Here is a 19,139-nt window from a genome sequence, read left to right on the forward strand (position 1 = left end):
GGCTGCAGCGGGTCGCTGCCGATCTTGGACAGGAGGATCACCGCCTGGGTGCGGCTGTCGACGCCGAGCTTCTGCAGGATGGCGGAGACATGCGCCTTGATGGTGGCCTCGGAGACGCCGAGTTCATAGGCGATCTGCTTGTTGAGCAGGCCCTCGGCCAGCATGCCGAGCACCCGGGTCTGCTGCGGCGTCAGGGCCTGCAGCCGCTTGATCAGGTCGGATATTTCGGGATCACGCTCGACGCCAAGATCGACGCCGACGGGCGCGGCGATGTCACCGGCAAGCACCGATTGCACGGCGCCGCGGATCTCTTCCATGCTGGCCGATTTGGAGATGAAGCCGGATGCGCCGAGATCGAGCGCCCGCCTGATGGTCGCCGGATCGTCACGCGCCGACACCACGATCAGCGGCACCGTCGGATGGATGCCACGCAGCGCGATCAGGCCGGAGAGGCCGCTGGCGCCCGGCATCGACAGGTCGAGCAGCACCAGATCGACATCCTCGTTGGCCACGACCAGCGCCTTGGCGCTCTCGAAATCGCCGGCTTCGTGGATGGCTGCGACATTGCCGATGCCGGCAAGCGCTTCGCGCAGCGCACCACGAAACAGCGGGTGATCGTCGGCGATGACGAAAGAATAGCCGGCCGGCAAATGTCCCTCCCCGAATCCCCCGATAATTTTTGCTTTTTTCGGGATCAGTTGGACGATTATGAGGGGCTGCGCGCTGTTTTCAAGCGGCAAAGCCAGCGCGCCGCGTTTTCCCTGCTTTGGACGCTCAGGTCTTCTGCGAATTGAGCTGGGCGCCGTTGTCCTTGTCCATATCCTTGACGATGCCCATGAAGCCGCGCAGGAAGCGTTCCATGTAGCTCATCGTCTTGTTGAAATCCTCCTCGCTCGGCAGTTTCGATTCGAGGCGGGCGGAGAGCGAATTCTCGAGCTTGGTGACGCGCTCGTCCATCGCCTTCATAGAGGTCTGCAAGCGGTCGACCTCGTCCTGGAAAGCAGCGCGTTCGTCGGCCGCCATCTTGCAGACAAGCTGGCCGGAGCGTTCCTCGCAGATCGACATGGCGCCGGTCTGCGTATCCATACGGACATAGCCGTTATCAGACTTTTCCAGCCGGTAGCGGTCGGTTTCTTCCGAATAAGCTGAAGCCGCGACCAGCGAAACGAGCGCGGCGGGGATCAAGATGTGCTGCAGACGCATGTTGTCCTCCATGGCCAAGGCCTGAAATATCGCATGTTTGCGCCGGAAATGGGGAAGACCCTTGGCGTGGCCTTTCCCACGTGGCTGGTTCGGACTATAGCGCAACCATGTCTCAGATTATCTACAAGATAACCCCGCAAGCGCCTTGGCGCGAGGCCGAAACACATGGCCGCTTCACCGGCGCGCCAATCGATGTCGCAGACGGCTTCATCCATTTCTCCACCGCGGCGCAGGTCAAGGAAACCGCGGCAAAGCACTTTGCGGGCCGGACCGACCTGCTGCTGGTGGCCATCGACGGGACCAGCCTGGGCGCGGCGCTGAAATACGAAGTCTCGCGCGGCGGCGCACTGTTTCCGCATCTTTATGGTCCGCTCGATCTAAAGGCCGTGCTGTGGGTCCGACAACTGCCGCTTGGCGCCGATGGTGTGCATCAGTTCCCGGCACTGGAGGGGCAATGAGCGTGCTCGACCGGCTTGGCCAGAAGCTGCTGTTCACCTTCGACCCGGAAACCGCGCATGGCATGTCGATCGCGGCGTTGCGATGCGGCCTGCCGGTCGGCGCGCGGACGACGCTCGACGCGCGGCTGAAGCTGACGGTCCGCGGCCTCGAGTTTCCGAATCCGCTCGGCATGGCTGCGGGCTACGATAAGAACGCCGAGGTGCCCGACGCGCTGCTTGGCCTGGGTTTCGGCTTTGCCGAGGTCGGCACGATCACGCCGCTGCCGCAGGCCGGCAATCCGAAGCCGCGCATTTTCCGGCTGACGGCGGACGAAGCGGTGATCAACCGGTTGGGCTTCAACAATGAAGGCCATGCAGCGGCCGAAAAGCGCCTTGCCGCACGCAAGGGGCGTGGCGGCATCGTCGGCGTCAACATCGGCGCCAACAAGGACAGCAGCGACCGCATCGGCGACTACGAGCGCGGTGTCGCCCGGTTTGCGCAATACGCCAGCTATCTCACCGTCAACATCTCCTCGCCCAACACGCCGGGCCTGCGCAACATGCAGGCGCGCGAGCAGCTTGGCGAACTTTTGTCGCGTGTCATGGCCGCGCGCGCCACGGCAACAGCCCAGCCGCCGGTCTTCCTCAAGATCGCGCCGGATCTGGTCGAGGCAGAGCTGGAGGACATCGCCGCAGAGGTCACCGAGAAGCGGATCGACGGCGTCATCGTCTCCAACACCACCATCTCCCGACCGGCACTGCGCAGCGGCGACACCGCGCGCGAAACCGGCGGACTCTCGGGCAAACCCTTGTTCGAACGCTCGACCATCGTGCTGGCGAAGATGCGCAAGCTGCTTGGCCCAGACCGCGCCATCATCGGCGTCGGTGGCGTCGATTCTGCCGAGGCCGCGCTGGACAAGATCCGTGCCGGCGCCGATCTGGTGCAGCTCTACACCGGCATGATCTATGCCGGGCCTGCGCTGCCGGGCCGGATTGTCGCCGCGATGGCACGCTTTGCCGGCACGGAACGGCTCAGATCCATTCGCGAGTTGCGCGACAGCCATCTCGATCGATGGGCAATGAGGCCGCTCAGCTGAACGCCGTTTGCATCCGCAACCGCAGAATGGTGAGCAGGCTGAAGCCTCGCACCAGCAGGAAGACGTGCAGCGCCGCCCACAGACCATTGTTGCCGAAAGCGGGCGCCAAAGTGAGCAGCGCGGCGCTGAAGGCGAGAAACGACAAAAGCATCATGTTGCGCATGTCGCGCGACCAGGTCGCGCCGATGAAGACGCCATCCATCTGGAACGCCAGCACACCGCTCAGCGCGGTGAACGCCGCCCACGGTAGGTAGGTGTCGGCCACTGCACGGACTTCCTGCGACGTCGTCACAAGAGCAATCAGATTGGCGCCGCCAAACAGCAGCACCAGAGTTGCAGCCCCGGCCAAGCCAAAGCCCCAGAACAGGGTCAGCCGCACGGCCTGCCGGAACGGTGCGGCGGCACGCGCGCCGACGGCACGGCCCGCCAGCTGTTCGGCGGCGGTGGCGAAGCCATCGAGGAAATAGCCGGCGACGAGAAAGAAGTTCATCAGCACGGCGTTGGCGGCCAGCGTCACCGTGCCGAACTGGGCGCCCTGGCGGGTGAACAGCGCAAAAGCGGCGAGCAGTGAGAACGAGCGGATCATGATGTCGCGGTTGAGCGACAGCATGCGCAGGAAGGCGGCCATGTCGAGCAGGCGATGGCGCGGCAAAGGCGGCGCCGCGCGGAACCGGCGGATCACGATCGCCAGGCCGAGCAGCATGGCAAGGAACTCACCAGTGACGGTCGCCCAGGCGACGCCGGCGACGCCCCAGCCAAGCTCCAGCCCAAGCAGGAAGCAGAGCGCGATGTTGATGCCGTTCAGCACCAGTTGCAGCATCAGCCCGAGCCCGCCCTCGCCGCGCCCCAGCACATAGCCAAGGATGGCGTAGTTGATCAGCGAAAAGGGTGCAGCGAGCAGCCTGATCCTGATGTAGACGCCCATCGCCTCGCTGACGCGCGGTTCGGCGCCCATGAATTTTTGCCCGGCGATGGCGACCAGGGGCGCAAGGGCCGCAAGCACGATGCCGGCGACGACAGCGATCAGCACGGCGCGCCAGAACACCGCCTGTTCCTCCAGGGCATCGGCGCGCCCGAAAGCCTGGGCAACGAGCCCGGTGGTGCCCGAGCGCAGGAAATTGAAGGTGGTGAAGACGACGTCGAATATCAGTGCGCCGGCCGCCAGGCCACCGAGCAGGGCGGCATCGCCGAACTGACCGACGACAGCCGTGTCGACCAGGCCGAGCATCGGCGTCGTCAGATAGGCAAGCGTCATCGGCACGGCGATGGCGAGCACTGAACGGTTGGTGACGACAAAAGATCTGGCGTCGGCTGGGATTGCACCCTTGTCCAAAGGATTGCTGCCTTGCTGTTTGAGCTTGATCGAACAGCCGATGTGCCCCATTTTCCGGCCACCGCGCAATCACTCTTCCCGTGACGGCCAACCGAAATCCCCGGTCTGGCGCGAGCCCGCCGGATCCAGTTCATGCCCCTGCAGATCGTTCATCACCCCGACTACGACGCCGGCTTCGCCGTCAACCATCGCTTTCCGATGAGCAAATATCCGTTGCTGATGGACGCCTTGTGCGCTCGCGGACTGGCCGGACCCGACGCGCTCAACACCACGGAACCCGCGCCGGCGTCATGGCTGAGACTTGCCCATGCACCGGACTATGTCGACCAGGTCATCAGCTGCTGCGTGCCCGAAAAGATCGAACGCGAGATCGGTTTTCCGATCGGGCTCCGCGTCTCGCTGCGCGCGCAGCTTGCCACCGGCGGCACGGTGCTGGCGGCGCGGCTCGCCTTGCGCCACGGCATTGCCTGCAACACCGCCGGCGGCAGCCACCATGCGCGGCGCGCACAAGGTGCGGGCTTCTGCACCTTCAACGATGTCGCCGTCGCTGCGCTGGTCCTGCTTGCCGAAGGCGCGGCACAAAACATCCTGATCGTCGACCTCGACGTGCATCAGGGCGACGGCACGGCGGATATACTCGCTGATGATCCGCGCGTGTTCACCTTTTCCATGCATGGTGACCGCAACTACCCCGTGCGCAAGATCGCCTCCGACCTCGATGTCGCGTTGCCCGATGGCACGGGTGACGCCGCTTACATGGAGAGGCTTGCCGCCATCCTGCCGGAACTGTCCGCCCAAGCCCACTGGGACATCGTGTTCTACAATGCCGGCGTCGACGTCCATGTCGAGGACCGGCTTGGCAGGCTGTCGCTATCGGATGACGGCCTGCAGGCCCGCGACGACATGGTGATCAGCCACTTTCGCACGCTCGGCATTCCGGTATGCGGCGTCATCGGCGGTGGCTATTCCACGGACGTGCCCGCGCTTGCCACGCGCCACGCGATCCTGTTCGAGGTGGCCTCGACCTACGCCCGATAGTCCTTTTTGAGCATGATCTTGTCCGAAAACCGGTTCCCACTTTTCGGGATCATGCTCTACTTCCGGTAGTTGGCGAGCCTGAGCAGGATGAAGGCCGGAACTACGATGGCCGCGCCCAGCAGGATATAGCCAAGGAAACGGTCGATGGCGTGGAAGCCCAGATTCCACAGGTCGATGAAGAACTTCTGGATGCCGTAGAGCACGTCCATCGGCGACCAGCCGAAGGCATTCATGACCAGGCCGACGAGGAAAGACACGACCAGCAGTTTTAGGATCACCTTGAGCGGCGAGTCGCCTAGAAAGCGCGTCAGTGCGGACAAGGCCCGTCTCCAGATTGAGGTACCCAGACTCGAGGGCGTCGGCCCAGACATACGCACTTGGCTTGCCGGCTTCAAGCCGACAGTTTTACGGGATGCCGAAGAACCTCGAGCGAGGCATTGCATGGCAAGGTTGCGCTACCGAACGGACCGAACCCGTGTCAATTTGTTAAATATGCGTAAATGGAATTACCTTAATTTATTGAAAATAAAGCGAAAAATCTTCATTTTTCGATTCCCCGCAATGTGCGTGCAATTTTCGCCTGCGAGACAGTCGGCGTCTTTCAGGTGATCGGCCGCGCGGGCGCTCTGCCCCCCTACTACAGCTGGCGAAAGCCAGTCCCAGGACCGCGCAGCCATCCCTGAAAGACACCAAATCGGAGCTCGATCGCCCCAACGGTCGAGGTCCTCGGGAATTAACCTGCGTATCGATTGCCGGATGCGCGCGTGTGTTGGAGTAATGCAGTGTTCTCTCAAGCAAAGATCATCCTGACGGCAAGTGCCCTTGCCATGTGCCTCCTCGGGCCGGCGATGGCCGCCGACCTTCTACCCGCCTACAATGATCCCCCTGCTTTCCAGTGGAGCGGCGCCTATGTCGGCGTGCATGGCGGCACGGCGTTCACCGGGATGCCGAACCCGTTTGCCGGCCGGAACGGCCTCAGCGGCGGCGTTCAAGCCGGCTACAACCAGCAGATGGGTCCAGCGGTTCTCGGTGCCGAGATCGAGGGCTCCTATCTGGGTGGCGCCGAGCACGACGTCGAGGGCGGCAAGATCAAAGAAAAATGGCGCGGTGCCGCCAAAGCCAAGGCCGGTTTGAGTTTCGACCAGACGCTACTCTTTGGAACCGGCGGCGGCGCCCTGACAAAATTCGACAAGGGCGACAATGTGAGCAGTATCGACGGCTGGAAACTTGGCTATCTGGTCGGCGCCGGCATCGAGCAGGGTTTTGCCGGCGGCCTCTCGGCCAAGGTCGAATATGACTATGTCCGCACCCCTGGCGTCGAAACGACGTCGGCCTTCGGTAAATCCAAGGCGACGATCGGCAGCCATGAACTGAAGGCCGGCATCAACTATCGATTCTAGGGCAGGCCGCGGGTTCAGTTGAACCCGTCTTGTATTCTGTTCGAACAGACCTCGCGCGGTGCCCAGACGCAATGGGTGCCGCGCAATTGCTTGCCCCATCCGCACCGGCATCGACGCGCATCGGCAGACCGCGCCTGTGCCGGGTCCTGCGTAATGTCGATGCAATCTTCACACCCTAGGTGCCGCGGATGACCTTGATGATGGGAATCAGATATGTCCAAACGCCGCGCAAACCATCTTGTGTGGATCTCGAAGGCGTTCTTCGTCGCAATCGTGCTGGCGCTGACGGGATGCGCCTCCGACATCATGAAGAACTACATCGGGCAACCGGTAGAATCGGTCATTCTGGACTACGGTCCGCCAACCGCCGTCGTTGACCTCGGGCAAGGCGAGCGAGCCTATCAGTGGCGCAAGATCTCCACCAATGCGGTTTCCGGGACCTCCAGCGGCGAGGTTCGCCACACGAAACACGGAACCGTCTACGAAGAGACCGAAACGCCTGGCTATATCGAGCGCCAGGAATGCTTCTATACGTTCTACGCCCGCGCCTCGGGCGGCCGATGGTTCATCACCAATTTTCGTCAACCGAAGCTGGAATGCGAATGAATTGCCACAGCCTGCCGGCTGCCCGTGACGGAGCGTGCGCATGCGCATCCTGCTGATCGAGGACGAACCGGAAATGGCCTCGGTGCTGAAGACGGCGCTCGAGCGCCAGGACATCATCGTCGACCATGCCGCGACACTGGCCGATGCCGAAGCCGTGGCGCGGCTCGGCCATCATGACGCCGTGGTGCTGGACCGCCGCCTGCCGGATGGCGATGGTCTCAGCCTGATCCCGCGCCTGCGGGCCTTGCATCTGGACGTGCCGGTGATCGCGCTGACGGCGCTCAGCGGTCTCGACGACAGGGTGGCCGGGCTCGATGCCGGCGCCGACGACTACATGGTCAAGCCATTCGCCACGGTGGAACTGGTTGCCAGGCTCAATGCCTTGCACAGGCGTTCGTTCACCTCACGCGCCAACCAGACGATGGTCGGCCGCCTTACCTATGATTTCCGCCATCGCGAGGCGCTTGTCGAGGACCAGGCACTGGAGTTGCCGCGGCGTGAACGGCTGGTGCTCGAAACGCTGATCCGCAGGCCAGGCCGGACCATCATGCGCGGCGCCCTGGAAGAAGCCGTCTACGCCCTCGATGACGAGATCGGCTCCAATGCGCTGGATGCGCACATTTCGCGGCTGCGTCGCAAGCTTGACGATGTCGCTGCCGGCATCGAGATCAGGGCGATCCGCAATCTCGGTTATCTCCTGCGGGCGGCTTCGTGAAAAAGCCGCGCACGCGCTCGCTGCAATGGGTGCTGGTGCGGCGGCTGATCCTGCTGCAGGCGGCGACGCTTCTTATCTTCATCGTGCTGTCCGCGGCCGCGCTATGGATCGCCGATCCGCGGCTTCTTGTCGACAACGAGGCTGCCGTTGCAGCCATCAAGAATGCCGTCGATCGTGACGGCAACGGCAAATTGATCGTCCATGAGACCGACGAGTTGCGTTCGTTTCGTGAGGGCTTCCCGAACGTCTGGTACATTATCCGCGACGGCAGCGGCCAGAGCGTCCGCTTCGGCGCCATACCCGACGTCTACGCCAGGAATTTTGGCGATCTGCTGGGCGCGGCCGATCACGCCACCATCGGGTTTTCGGAGGATGACCCGCGGCCGGAGGCCTATCTCGAAAGGGTTTCGACCAAGGCGGGCACGGTTCAGATCATCGCCGCGACACGATCCTTGCGCGACAAAACAGAAGGCCTCGAAGTCACCATTTCGGCCACCGTCGATGTCGCCAAGAACCCGGACGGCAGCAGGAACTGGGAGAAGGCACTTCCCGCTCTCACGGCCATCATCATCATCCTTTTGTTGCCGATTGTCCTCGTCATGGGAACCACGACCCTGGTGACCACGCCTGCCGTCGTGCGCAGATCTTTTGCCGGCCTCGTCGACACCGTCCAGCAGGCCGCGCGTATCGACATCGGCACCCGTGCGATGCAACTCCCGGTCAAGAATGTGCCGCAGGAGATCGAGCCGCTGGTGCATGCCTTCAACCAGACACTGGCGCGCCTGGCCCAAGGCTATGACCGGCACAATCGCTTCCTCACCGACGCGGCCCATGAACTGCGCACGCCGATCGCCATCTTGCGCACGCGCGCCGAATTGCTGAAGCAGGAACCGCAAAGCGTGCGCCTGCTGCATGATATCGAGCGCCTGTCGCATCTTGCGCAGCAGCTGCTCGACCACCAGTTGCTTGACCGCCCGGCAGACCAGCGCCAGATCATCGATCTCTGCGACCTTGTCAGCCGGGTCGCCGCCGACTTCGCCCCGCTCGCCATCGAAACAGGCTACGATCTCGCCTTCGAGCCGCCCGCCGGCAAGGTCCATGTCGAGGTCAACGTCCTGCAGATCGAGCGCGCGCTGGCAAATCTCGTGCGCAATGCCATCGACCATGGCGGCGGCTCCGGCACGATCACCATTGCCATCGACGAGACCGGTGGCGTCGAAGTCCGCGACGAAGGCCCGGGCATTCCAGCGGATGAGCGCGAGAATGTCTTCGAACCCTTCTACCGCTTGCAGCCGCAATCGCGCGGGGCAGGTCTGGGATTGAACCTTGCCCGGCAGATCGCGCTGCTGCATGACGGCACCATTCGGATATTGGCGGGGTCCTGGCAAGGCGCCCGCATCCGCATGGCCCTGCCGGTTCATCCCGTGACCGCTGGCAGCGGAAAAGGCGGCCGGCCGATGGCCGCAGCTGATCCCGCTGGCTTATCTGTTTTCTAACCAATTCCCGGTATTTCCAATCGAATAGCGGGAGCAAGGCTTTTGGTGGAGACGGAGAAAAACACCGCGCGACGCGCCGTCATGCTGTCGGTGGTCGTCCCATGCTACAATGAGCTGGATGGCCTGGCCGAACTGCATCGGCGGGTGACGGCCGCATGCGTCGAACAAGGCCCTTCCTATGAGATCGTCCTTGTTATCGACGGCGCGACCGACGGGACGCGCGAGGCCATTTTCCAGCTGGCCGAAAAGGACGACCATGTCGTCGCCATCGATCTTGCCCGCAACTATGGCCACCAGATCGCGTTGAGCGCGGGGCTCGAATTCTGTCGCGGCCAGCGCATTCTCATTCTCGATGCCGACCTGCAGGATCCGCCTGAGCTGCTCGGCGCGATGATGACGAAGATGAACGAAGGCTTCGATGTCGTTTACGGCCAGAGGCTGACGCGCGACGGCGAAAGCTGGTTCAAGCTCGCTTCCGCCTCGATGTTCTACCGCTTGCTGCGCCGGATGGTCGACGTCGATATAGCCCCGAATACCGGCGATTTCCGGCTGATGAGCCGCCGCGCGCTCGACCATCTGAACGCGATGCCCGAACGCTACAGGTTCATTCGCGGTATGGTGAGCTGGATCGGGCTGAAGCAGACGGCTCTCCCCTATGAACGGCACCGTCGCTTTGCCGGCACCACCCACTATCCGCTGAAGAAAATGGTTCTGCTGGCGATCGACGCGATGACCAGCTTCTCGATCGTGCCTCTGCGGTTCGCCTCGTTGCTCGGAATGATGTTCGGACTTCTGGGGTTGGTCGTGCTCGCCTACACCCTGTTCGAATGGTCGGTCGGAAACGTCTTGCCCGGCTGGACCAGCCTTGCCGCGATCGTGCTGATCCTCGGCAGCGTCCAGCTGATGGTGCTTGGCATCTTCGGCGAGTATCTCGGGCGCATGTACATGGAGACGAAGCGGCGGCCGCTCTACTTCGTCAACGAGATCGTTTCGAGCAACCTGGCAGCCAGAGACAAGGATCTGCCGGTCCATCGTTTGCAGAAGATCGCAAAGAGAGCCGCACGTGCTTGAGGCCGAGTTCGACCAGTTTGCGCGGGAATACCACGAGCAGCATGCCGCGAGCATAAGGCTGAGTGGCGAAACGCCGGACTTCTTCGCCAGGTACAAGATCGACGACGTCGCCACGACACTGCGGCGGGCCGGTGTGAAACCACGGCGGATACTCGACTTCGGCGCCGGCGTCGGCAATTCGCTCGGCCATATGCGCAGCGCGTTTCCCGACGCCGAGATCACCTTGCTTGATCCTTCGCGGGAATCGCTCGACATCGCCAGCAACCGCTTTCCCGGCCAGGCCGCCTTCACGCATTTCGACGGCAAGACGATTCCTTTTGCCGCTGGCAGCTTCGACCTGGCCTTCGCGGCTTGCGTCTTCCACCACATTCCCGAGGACCTGCAGGTCGGGCTGCTGGCGGAGATCGGCAGGGTGCTGGCCGATGGCGGCAGCTTCTTTCTTTTCGAACACAATCCGTGGAACCCGTTGACCACGCATGCGGTGAGAAACTGCGCCTTCGACGAAAACGCGGTTTTGATAAATTCCCGCGAGATGCGCAGGCGTATGGCCGAGGCGGGCCTTGCCAACACCCGGATCATCTACCGGATTTTCTTTCCTCGGCTGCTTGCAAGGCTGAGGCCGTTCGAGCGTTTCCTCACCAAGATTCCTGTCGGAGCCCAATATTTTGCGCATGCGGTCAAGCCTGCCGTTTGACTTTCCCAGGATGCTGCGATCTGGCGCCGTCGGTCTGTTGAACACGGCGTCGGGGTACGCGGTCATTCTGGCCGGGCTTGCGCTCGGCCTTAACGACATCCTCGCCAACGCCACGGTTTATGTCACCGACCTCGTCCTCAGCTTCTTCCGCAACCGCCAATGGACCTTCACACGGGCCGATAGCTTCCGGTCAGGAACCCTGTTTCGATATGGGGATGGGGGGATCTTCTTGGTCGCCTACAGCGTCAATCTGGCGGTTGCGATCGCCACTCGCTCAGCAGGCATCACCGAAAGCTCCCTGGTTCACCTGGAAACGATCTGCGTCTATTCGGTCGTTTTCTGTCTCGGTTCGGCTCACTTGGTGTTTGTCGGACGTGAAAGTCGCGCAGACGACAAAGCAGACGAGAACCTTCGGGTGACCGACGAGCTTTGGCGGGCGCCGAGCAGTCGAATTCCATGAACCAAACTCTCATCGCAAACAATCAGAGGCGGCGCATTATGGACAACGCCCGGGCCGGTGTGGAAGCCGCAACGCACGACGAGCGGACCCGCGCGATATTCTGCCTGTTCACTGCTTGGGCGATGGCGGCGATACTGACTGCAAAAGCCGGTTCCACCCTGCAGGATCCCGACAGCTGGTGGCAAGTGAAGGTCGGGCTGGATTTCCTGGCAAACCGGACATTTCCGACGGTCGACCCTTATTCCTACACGTTTGCCGGCCAGCCATGGATTGCCAAAGAATGGCTGGGGCAGGTCGTGCTGGCCCTTGCCTACAAGACAGGAGGCTGGAACGGGGTGGTCACCGTTATCATCGCCTCGATTTCCCTGACGGTTTTCCTGATGGGGTGGTTTCTCAGCGCCTGGCTGAAGCCGATCCTGGCCACTATACTGGCCTTCGCCGCGGTGTTCCTGATCATGTCAATCTTCACGGCGCGTCCGCATGTCTTGACCTTCCCGATCATCGTCATCTGGACGGAGATGCTCTTTCGTGCAGCAAGGGAAGAACGGGCGCCGCCCTGGTGGCTGCTCGTGCTGGTCGTTTTGTGGGCGAACCTGCACGCCACCTTCACGCTGAGCTTCATCATCGCGGGTTTCGCCGGTCTCGATCTGCTGGCGCGCACAGGCCTGTCGAAACCAGCCCTCCTGGCGAAATGGATCGCATTCGGTCTGCTTTGCCCGCTGGTCAGCCTGATCCACCCCTATGGCGTCCAGGCCATCCTGGCGACGCTCGGCGTGGCTTACGGCAATGAGGCTGTGCCGCTGATCATGGAATGGAACGCATTCAATCAACCGGAGAACTCCATCCAGGAACTGGCGATGCTGCTGGGACTTTTCGGGCTTCTGGTAGCACCGTTGCGAATTGGCTGGGCAAAGGCTCTGTTCGTCGTCTTCACCTTGCATGTCTATCTCGCCCATGTGCGTTTCGTGTATCTGTTCTTCCTGCTGGTTCCCTTGGTGATCGCAGTCGAGGTGGCGCAGCAATACCCCTCGCTTTCAGCCACCGCATGGCTGGCGCAAAAGCGCGACGGACTGGAAAAATTCTTCGCCAGGCGATTCTACGCAATCTGCGGCGCGGCCGCCGTCTTGACGGTCAGTGGGGTAGCCGTGCTCGACAGTATTCATCAGGTCGCGCCGAGCCCGAAGACGTCGGCCAGCGGGGCGCTGGCCTTCGCTGAAAGCCATCATCTGTCCGGCAATGTGATGAATTCCTACAATTTCGGCGGGACGCTGATCTTTCACGGGATCAAGACCTATATCGACGGACGGACGGACCAGCTGTTCCTGGGCGGTTTCACAAAGGCCGATGACGACATGGGCCACACCGGCGGCAAGCCGCTCCTCGAAGCCCAGCTGAAGAAATACGCAATAGGCTGGGCGCTGCTGTCGGCTGATGACGCCCGCATCCCCTTCTTCGACCAGCTGGGCTGGAAGCGAGCCTATGCGGACGATTACGCGGTAATCTACCTGCCCGGCGCCTGATCCTGTTTGGCGCCGGCGCAAGGGCTGCTTTGCGATTGCCCGAAGCCGGGCCGTCATGGTAACGAGGGCACACGCGGGTATGATGTAATGGTAGCTTGTCAGCTTCCCAAGCTGAACGCGAGGGTTCGATTCCCTCTACCCGCTCCAGCTTAAGGCGCCAGAAACAATTTCAGCGCCTGCCTGTTCGTCGAACACCTCGCGCGAGCGCCACCGTTGCGAGGGCGTTTGCCACTGCGTCATCCAATGAAACGAAATCGCCGGTCAGTACCCGCAATTCTTCCACGCTTTCAGCCATGGACACGAAATTCCCGACCGATCGATCATGCTTGCAGGCCTCGACCACGTAAAGCAGATCGATCATTTCGAAGCTGCGCATGTTCAGCCTCCTGAAGAAATCGTCCCTTGCAAGATCATGAACGCATCGGCAGGAAATAATGTTCCCGGCTCGCTTTCGCTAGCCTCGGCCTGGCGGCTCTTTCATGTGCTTTTGCGCGCCCGATCGAACTCGACGCCAGACAGCCCTACCCAACCAGCCATCATCCCACCTCCCGCAGAATGAAGTCGTGCAGCATCTTGGCGGCCGGCGACAGCACGCGATTGCGGACCGTGATCAGGCTGTAGGGCCTGACCTCGATGTCGAATTCGGTCTGGACGACATCGATGGCGCCGGCCAGCCCGTCGGGGTTCTGGATAAATTTCGCCACCTGGACCGAGACCGGCGCAATGGCATCGGACTGCGCAACCATGACCAGGGTCAGGAGCAGTGAGCTGGTGTTGAGGATGCGGTCCGGCAGAGCGATGTTGCGGTTCAGGAAATTGCTTTCCATCGCCTGGCGCAAGGGCGAGCCGCCCGACTGGAAGACCCAGTCATAGGCGGCGGTCTCTTCCAACCGCACCGCCTCGCCCTTGGTGAGCGGATGGCCCCGGCGCACGATCAGGCACGCCTTCTCGACGCCGATGACGCGCGACTCGAACAGCCGCGGATTGAGGTCGTCGGGGATGCGCGCGATGATGAAATCATGGCGCGTGGCGATCAGCTCGCGCGCCAGCACGTTGGAGGTCTCGACCTGCATGGTGATCTCGATGCGCGGATAGATGCGGCGGATTTCGCGAATTGCCGGCACCGCCAGCTCGATTGCAGGCGCCGTCACGGCACCGAGGAACACCGAACCACCCTTGCCCGCCTTGAGCTCGGATATCTCGCGATCGACCTCGCGCATCTCCAGCAGGATCGAGCGCGCGCGCCTGGCCAAAGCCTTGCCGTAGGGCGTCAAGGTGATGCCGCGCGGCAGTCTCTCGCACAGCTTGACCTCCAGCACCGCCTCCATCTCGCTGATCATGCGCGAGGCCGCCGGCTGCGAAATGTTCATCACCTGGGCTGCCGCGCTGACCCGGCCATGGTCGTCGAGCGCGACGATCATGCGCATGTGACGCAGACTGAGACCGCTGCGCAGCAAGGTTTCGCCATCGCCCGGCATCTCTCTGTAACTATTTGAAACTGCAGTCGGATTCCCTAGCGCAGCCATCGCTTTCCCCTCTCTTCTGCTCGCGGACGGTCGGTATTGGGATCAGCCCGTCACGTCGCAGTACATATACCAACCATGATATAGCAACCATCAAAGATCGCATTTGACAGTTATGGCAAAGAGCCACACCCTTCGCGCGTTCCGAGACGCGACGGTCGCTGACGAGAAAAATCGTATCGATTGAAATCAGCGCCTCGGGGCCATGGGAGGATACCGGAGATCGATATGACGGCAGCAGTGCCTTGGCGCTTCTGCACGATTGCGCGGCCCGCGACCCCCGGGGTGCCGCGTCCATCAACCAGGGAGAGTTAAAGTGAAAATCATCAAGACACTGGCCGCCGTCGCGGCCCTTGGCGTTGCTGCCATGACCTACTCGGCGCACGCAGCCGATAAGGGTCTTGTCGGCGTGCTGATGCCGACCAAGACCTCGCAGCGCTGGATCAACGACGGCGACGCCGTCAAGTCCCAGCTCGAGGCTCTCGGCTACACCGTCGACCTGCAATACGCGCAGGACGACATCCCCAACCAGCTCAGCCAGCTGGAAAATGAAATCACCAAGGGCCCGAAGGCGCTGATCATCGCCTCGATCGATGGCACCACCCTGTCGGATGCGCTGCAGAAGGCCGCTGACGCCGGTGTCGTCGTCGTCGCCTATGACCGCCTGATCAAGAAGACCGCCAATGTCGACTACTATACCACCTTCGACAATTTCGGCGTCGGCGTTATCCAGGCCAATTCGCTGCTCAAGGGTCTCGGCTATCCGGAGAAGAAGGGTCCGTTCAACATCGAGCTGTTCGGCGGCTCGCCGGACGACAACAATGCCTTCTTTTTCTACAATGGCGCCATCTCGGTGCTGCAGCCGCTGATCGACAGCAAGGTGCTCGTCGTGAAGTCCGGCCAGACCGGCATGGACAAGGTCGGCACGCTGCGCTGGCTCGCGGCAACCGCCCAGGCACGCATGGACAATCTGCTGTCGGCCAACTATTCGGACGGCAGCCGCGTCGATGGCGTTCTGTCGCCATATGACGGTCTGTCGCGCGGTATCACCGCCTCGCTGCGCGCCGTCGGTTACGGCACGGCCGCTCAGCCGTGGCCGGTCGTCACCGGCCAGGACGCCGAGACCGCTTCGGTCAAGCTGATCATCTCGGGCGAGCAGTACTCGACCGTGTTCAAGGACACCCGCGAACTGGCCAAGGCCACTGTCGGCCTGGTCGACAAGGTGCTGTCGGGCGGCAAGCCGGATGGCCTCGACACCAAGACCTACAACAACGACGTCAAGGTTGTCCCCTCGATCCTCTTGACGCCGCATGAGGTCGACAAGTCGAACTACCAGGCACTGGTCGTCGACTCCGGCTACATCAAGGCCGAAGACCTGAAGTAATCGCATTGCAAAAGCCTGGGGTCCCGCGTACAGCGGGGCCCCTTTTTGCTAGCGCGGCGAATCCAAAATTCGCATACTAGCCCACCGGCATTGTCCGGAATTGGGAGGAGCAGTATCCCTTATGGCTTCGACGATTTTGGAGATGCGCGACATCACCAAGACGTTCCCCGGCGTGAAGGCGCTGTCGAACGTCAACCTCAGCGTCGAGGAAGGCGAGATTCATGCCGTGGTCGGCGAGAACGGCGCCGGCAAGTCGACGCTGATGAAGGTGCTGTCGGGCGTCTATCCCACAGGCACTTATGACGGCCAGATCATCTTTCAGGGCCAGGAATGTCACTTCAAAGGCATCCATGACAGCGAACACAAGGGCATCGTCATCATCCACCAGGAGCTTGCCCTGGTGCCGATGCTGTCGATCGCCGAAAACATTTTCCTCGGCAACGAGCACGCCAGATACGGCGTCATCGACTGGAATGCCAACGAAGCGCGCACCAGCGCCCTGTTGAAGAAGGTGGGCCTCAAGGAGGACCCCAAGACGCTGATCACCAATATCGGCGTCGGCAAGCAGCAACTGGTCGAGATCGCCAAGGCGCTGAGCAAGGAAGTCAAGCTGCTGATCCTCGACGAGCCAACGGCGTCGCTCAGCGAAAAGGACAGCCAGGCGCTGCTCGACCTGCTGCTCGAATTCAAGCGGCAAGGCATGACCTCGATCCTGATCTCGCACAAGCTCAACGAGGTGAACCGGGTCGCCGACAAGGTCACCGTCATCCGTGACGGGCGCACCATCGAGACACTGGCCAAGAAGGACATCTCGGAAGACCGCATCATCACTTCGATGGTCGGTCGTTCGCTCGACGACCGCTATCCGCCGCGCGAGCCCGATATCGGCGAGGTCGTGTTCGAAGTAAGGAACTGGTCGGTTTATCATCCGCTCCATGCCGACCGGCAAGTGATCAAGGGCATCGACATCAATGTGCGCAAGGGCGAGGTTGTGGGCATTGCCGGGCTGATGGGCGCCGGCCGCACCGAATTCGCCATGAGCATCTTCGGCCGCTCCTATGGCCGCCGCATCACCGGCGAGGTGCTGCTCAAGGGCAAGCCGATCGATGTCTCCTCGGTGAGCAGGGCGGTCGAACACGGAATCGCCTACGTCACCGAGGATCGCAAGACCTACGGCCTCAACCTCATCGACCATATCAAGCACAACATCACTCTGGCCAACCTCGGCGGCGTCTCGCGCCACAGCGTGATCGACGACATGCGCGAGCTCGCCGTTGCCAACGACTATCGCAAGAAGACCAATATCCGCGCTTCGAGCGTCTATCAGATGACCGGCAATCTTTCCGGCGGCAACCAGCAGAAGGTGGTGCTGTCGAAATGGCTGTTCGCCGACCCGGAAGTGCTGATCCTTGACGAGCCGACGCGCGGCATCGATGTCGGCGCCAAGTACGAAATCTACACGATCATCGCCCGCCTCGCCGCCGAAGGTAAGGCGATCGTGGTCATTTCGTCGGAAATGCCAGAACTGCTCGGCATCACCGACCGCATCTACGTCATGAACGAAGGGCGCATGGTGGGCGAAATGCCCGCGGCGGAAGCAAGCCAGGAAAAAATAATGCGCGCCATCGTTCGGGGAGAAGGAAAAGCAGCATGAGCACCGAAATCGCCCCCGCCCCGCAGGGTAACGTCGCCGAAGAACAGCGTCCACGCATCGCCGTCTCGGCGCTGACGACGAACCTGCGCGAATACGGTCTGATTATCGCGCTGATCGTCATCATGCTGTTCTTCCAGTTCACCACGTCGGGAACGCTGTTTAAGCCGGTCAACCTCAGCAATCTCGTGCAGCAGAACTCCTTCATCATCGTGATGGCGCTGGGCATGCTGCTGGTCATCGTTTCCGGCTATATCGACCTCAGCGTCGGATCGGTCGCCGGTTTCATCGGCGCGCTGGCGGCAAACATGATGGTCATCTGGCAGCTCGGACCGCTCAGCAATCCGCTGGTGGTTTCGATCGTCTGCCTCATCGTGGGCGGCCTGATCGGCGCGGCGCAAGGCTATTGGATCGCCTATCACCGAATACCGAGCTTCATCGTGACGCTGGCGGGCATGCTGATCTTCCGCGGCATCTGCCAGGCGCTGCTGGGCGGCGGATCCTCGGTCGGTCCGCTTCCGGACGATTTCAAAATGCTCAGCTCCGGCTTCATCCCGGATGTGATCGGCCCGCTGACGCTGATCCCGCCGACGGTCAATGCGGCCGGCAAGACCATCATGGGCAGCGGCCTGACACTGCACATGACGACGATCGTGCTCGGTCTGATCGCCGTGCTGGCCTATGCCTATTTCGGGGTGAGGACGCGACGCAAGCGCGAACGCCATGGCTATGAGGCCGAGCCCTTCCCCCTGTTCGTCATCAAGACGCTGGTCGCCAGCGCGCTGGCGCTGTTCCTGGTTTATGAGTTCGCCAGCTACAGAGGCTTGCCGGTGGTGCTTCTCGTCATGGGCGTGCTGATCTCGCTGTTCGTCTTTGTCACCAAGCGCATGACCATCGGCCGCCGTATCTACGCGATGGGCGGCAATGCCAAGGCGGCGCAACTGTCGGGCATCAACACCGAGCGGCTGACGCTGATGGTGTTCATCAATATGGGCGTGCTGTCGGCGCTTGGCGGCCTGATCATCGCGGCGCGCCTCGGCCAGGCCGTGCCGGCGGCGGGCCTCGGCTCCGAGCTCGACGTCATCGCCGCCGTCTTCATCGGCGGCGCCTCGGCGATGGGCGGTGTCGGCCAGGTCATCGGCGCGGTGGTCGGCGGCTTCATCATGGGCGTGATGAACAACGGCATGTCGATCATGGGCGTCAATGTCGACTGGCAGCAGGTGGTCAAAGGCCTGGTGCTGCTCGGCGCCGTGATCTTCGACGTCTACAACAAGAACAAGGCTTGAACAGGCTTTAGAGCAATTCCAGGAAAAGTGTGAAACGGTTTTCCGCCCGGAATTGCGCCAAGACAATGAGTTAGGGCGGTTCGCCGTTTCCGTGAAACGGTGAACCGCTCTAGTCGAGGCAAGCAGGAGGCATACGATCGCGGCGCTGCCGGCAAACCCACCGGCGTAAAGAAGTTCCCTGAGGGACCAGGCCCGCGAGCGCAATCCGAACGGAGAATATCAACC

At 62.0% G+C, this 19,139-nt stretch carries 20 protein-coding genes and 1 tRNA gene; 15 read left to right on the top strand and 6 right to left on the bottom strand.

From position 1 onward, the window contains the following. Both EN935_RS03310 and EN935_RS03315 read right to left on the bottom strand, forming a co-directional pair. On the bottom strand, positions 1–650 hold a 650-nt coding region (locus EN935_RS03310), incomplete at its 3' end, for a response regulator transcription factor (RefSeq protein WP_164771007.1). 124 nt (positions 651–774) lie between these two features. After that, complete coding sequence (locus EN935_RS03315; RefSeq protein WP_056588273.1) at positions 775–1,203, bottom strand: hypothetical protein; 429 nt, start codon at positions 1,201–1,203, stop codon at positions 775–777. Between the two features lie 107 nt (positions 1,204–1,310). Between EN935_RS03315 and EN935_RS03320 the strand changes: the two genes are divergently transcribed. Both EN935_RS03320 and EN935_RS03325 read left to right on the top strand, forming a co-directional pair. Then, complete coding sequence (locus tag EN935_RS03320; RefSeq protein ID WP_126067651.1) at positions 1,311–1,661, top strand: DUF952 domain-containing protein; 351 nt, start codon at positions 1,311–1,313, stop codon at positions 1,659–1,661. Further along, positions 1,658–2,737 carry a quinone-dependent dihydroorotate dehydrogenase gene (locus EN935_RS03325; protein WP_127262701.1) on the top strand — a complete coding sequence of 360 codons (1,080 nt, stop codon included), beginning with the start codon at positions 1,658–1,660 and terminating at the stop codon, positions 2,735–2,737. The genes EN935_RS03320 and EN935_RS03325 overlap by 4 nt, the downstream gene beginning before the upstream one ends. Here EN935_RS03325 and EN935_RS03330 read toward each other — a convergent pair. Beyond that, the gene (locus EN935_RS03330; RefSeq protein WP_127373170.1) at positions 2,730–4,070 is read right to left on the bottom strand and encodes an MATE family efflux transporter; all 1,341 of its coding nucleotides are present in this window, start codon (positions 4,068–4,070) and stop codon (positions 2,730–2,732) included. The two genes, EN935_RS03325 and EN935_RS03330, sit on opposite strands and share 8 nt — an antisense overlap. Positions 4,071–4,202: 132 nt before the next feature. Between EN935_RS03330 and EN935_RS03335 the strand changes: the two genes are divergently transcribed. Next, on the top strand, positions 4,203–5,108 hold the full coding sequence (locus EN935_RS03335) for a histone deacetylase (RefSeq protein WP_127263601.1): 906 nt from the start codon (positions 4,203–4,205) through the stop codon (positions 5,106–5,108). A gap of 56 nt (positions 5,109–5,164) precedes the next feature. On the opposite strand, the gene EN935_RS03340 is transcribed toward EN935_RS03335, so the two are convergent. Further along, positions 5,165–5,428 (bottom strand): DUF6460 domain-containing protein, encoded by a 264-nt coding sequence (locus tag EN935_RS03340; protein ID WP_109666574.1) that lies wholly within the window; start codon positions 5,426–5,428, stop codon positions 5,165–5,167. A 462-nt stretch (positions 5,429–5,890) separates the two neighbouring features. Between EN935_RS03340 and EN935_RS03345 the strand changes: the two genes are divergently transcribed. From EN935_RS03345 to EN935_RS03385, 9 genes are all read left to right on the top strand, one after another. Then, a complete protein-coding gene (locus EN935_RS03345; RefSeq protein ID WP_127263603.1) occupies positions 5,891–6,508 on the top strand; it encodes an outer membrane protein in 618 nt (205 codons plus the stop codon). Positions 6,509–6,721: 213 nt separating this feature from the next. Then, complete coding sequence (locus EN935_RS03350; protein ID WP_109666568.1) at positions 6,722–7,114, top strand: hypothetical protein; 393 nt, start codon at positions 6,722–6,724, stop codon at positions 7,112–7,114. 40 nt (positions 7,115–7,154) lie between these two features. Then, complete coding sequence (locus tag EN935_RS03355; protein ID WP_127263605.1) at positions 7,155–7,829, top strand: response regulator transcription factor; 675 nt, start codon at positions 7,155–7,157, stop codon at positions 7,827–7,829. Further along, positions 7,826–9,325, top strand: coding sequence for a HAMP domain-containing sensor histidine kinase (locus EN935_RS03360; RefSeq protein ID WP_127263607.1), 1,500 nt, complete (start codon positions 7,826–7,828; stop codon positions 9,323–9,325). The genes EN935_RS03355 and EN935_RS03360 overlap by 4 nt, the downstream gene beginning before the upstream one ends. Before the next feature lie 81 nt (positions 9,326–9,406). Then, a complete protein-coding gene (locus EN935_RS03365) occupies positions 9,407–10,396 on the top strand; it encodes a glycosyltransferase family 2 protein (RefSeq protein WP_206438809.1) in 990 nt (329 codons plus the stop codon). Next, the gene (locus EN935_RS03370) at positions 10,389–11,090 is read left to right on the top strand and encodes a class I SAM-dependent methyltransferase (RefSeq protein WP_127263609.1); all 702 of its coding nucleotides are present in this window, start codon (positions 10,389–10,391) and stop codon (positions 11,088–11,090) included. The genes EN935_RS03365 and EN935_RS03370 overlap by 8 nt, the downstream gene beginning before the upstream one ends. Beyond that, a complete protein-coding gene (locus EN935_RS03375) occupies positions 11,068–11,550 on the top strand; it encodes a GtrA family protein (RefSeq protein ID WP_245488828.1) in 483 nt (160 codons plus the stop codon). Before EN935_RS03370 ends, EN935_RS03375 begins: the two co-directional genes overlap by 23 nt. Positions 11,551–11,588: 38 nt before the next feature. Continuing rightward, positions 11,589–13,070 carry a hypothetical protein gene (locus EN935_RS03380; protein ID WP_127263613.1) on the top strand — a complete coding sequence of 494 codons (1,482 nt, stop codon included), beginning with the start codon at positions 11,589–11,591 and terminating at the stop codon, positions 13,068–13,070. Between the two features lie 73 nt (positions 13,071–13,143). After that, positions 13,144–13,217, top strand: a tRNA-Gly gene (locus tag EN935_RS03385). A 22-nt stretch (positions 13,218–13,239) separates the two neighbouring features. Here the strand turns inward: EN935_RS03385 and EN935_RS03390 are convergent. Continuing rightward, entirely contained in the window at positions 13,240–13,446 is a 207-nt protein-coding gene (locus EN935_RS03390) for a hypothetical protein (protein WP_245468778.1), read from the bottom strand. Positions 13,447–13,606: 160 nt separating this feature from the next. Continuing rightward, a complete protein-coding gene (locus EN935_RS03395; protein ID WP_127263615.1) occupies positions 13,607–14,596 on the bottom strand; it encodes a LysR family transcriptional regulator in 990 nt (329 codons plus the stop codon). A gap of 313 nt (positions 14,597–14,909) precedes the next feature. On the opposite strand from EN935_RS03395, the gene chvE reads away from it, so the two are divergent. The 3 genes from chvE (at position 14,910) to mmsB (ending at position 18,914) form a co-directional block, all read left to right on the top strand. Then, positions 14,910–15,977 carry a multiple monosaccharide ABC transporter substrate-binding protein gene (gene chvE, locus EN935_RS03400; protein WP_109666553.1) on the top strand — a complete coding sequence of 356 codons (1,068 nt, stop codon included), beginning with the start codon at positions 14,910–14,912 and terminating at the stop codon, positions 15,975–15,977. Positions 15,978–16,098: 121 nt separating this feature from the next. Next, a complete protein-coding gene (gene mmsA, locus EN935_RS03405; protein WP_109666550.1) occupies positions 16,099–17,631 on the top strand; it encodes a multiple monosaccharide ABC transporter ATP-binding protein in 1,533 nt (510 codons plus the stop codon). After that, a complete protein-coding gene (mmsB, locus tag EN935_RS03410) occupies positions 17,628–18,914 on the top strand; it encodes a multiple monosaccharide ABC transporter permease (RefSeq protein ID WP_109666548.1) in 1,287 nt (428 codons plus the stop codon). The genes mmsA and mmsB overlap by 4 nt, the downstream gene beginning before the upstream one ends. The last annotated feature ends 225 nt before the right edge of the window (positions 18,915–19,139 follow it).

Source organism: Mesorhizobium sp. M7D.F.Ca.US.004.03.1.1 (assembly GCF_003998635.1).
GTDB lineage: Bacteria > Pseudomonadota > Alphaproteobacteria > Rhizobiales > Rhizobiaceae > Mesorhizobium > Mesorhizobium loti.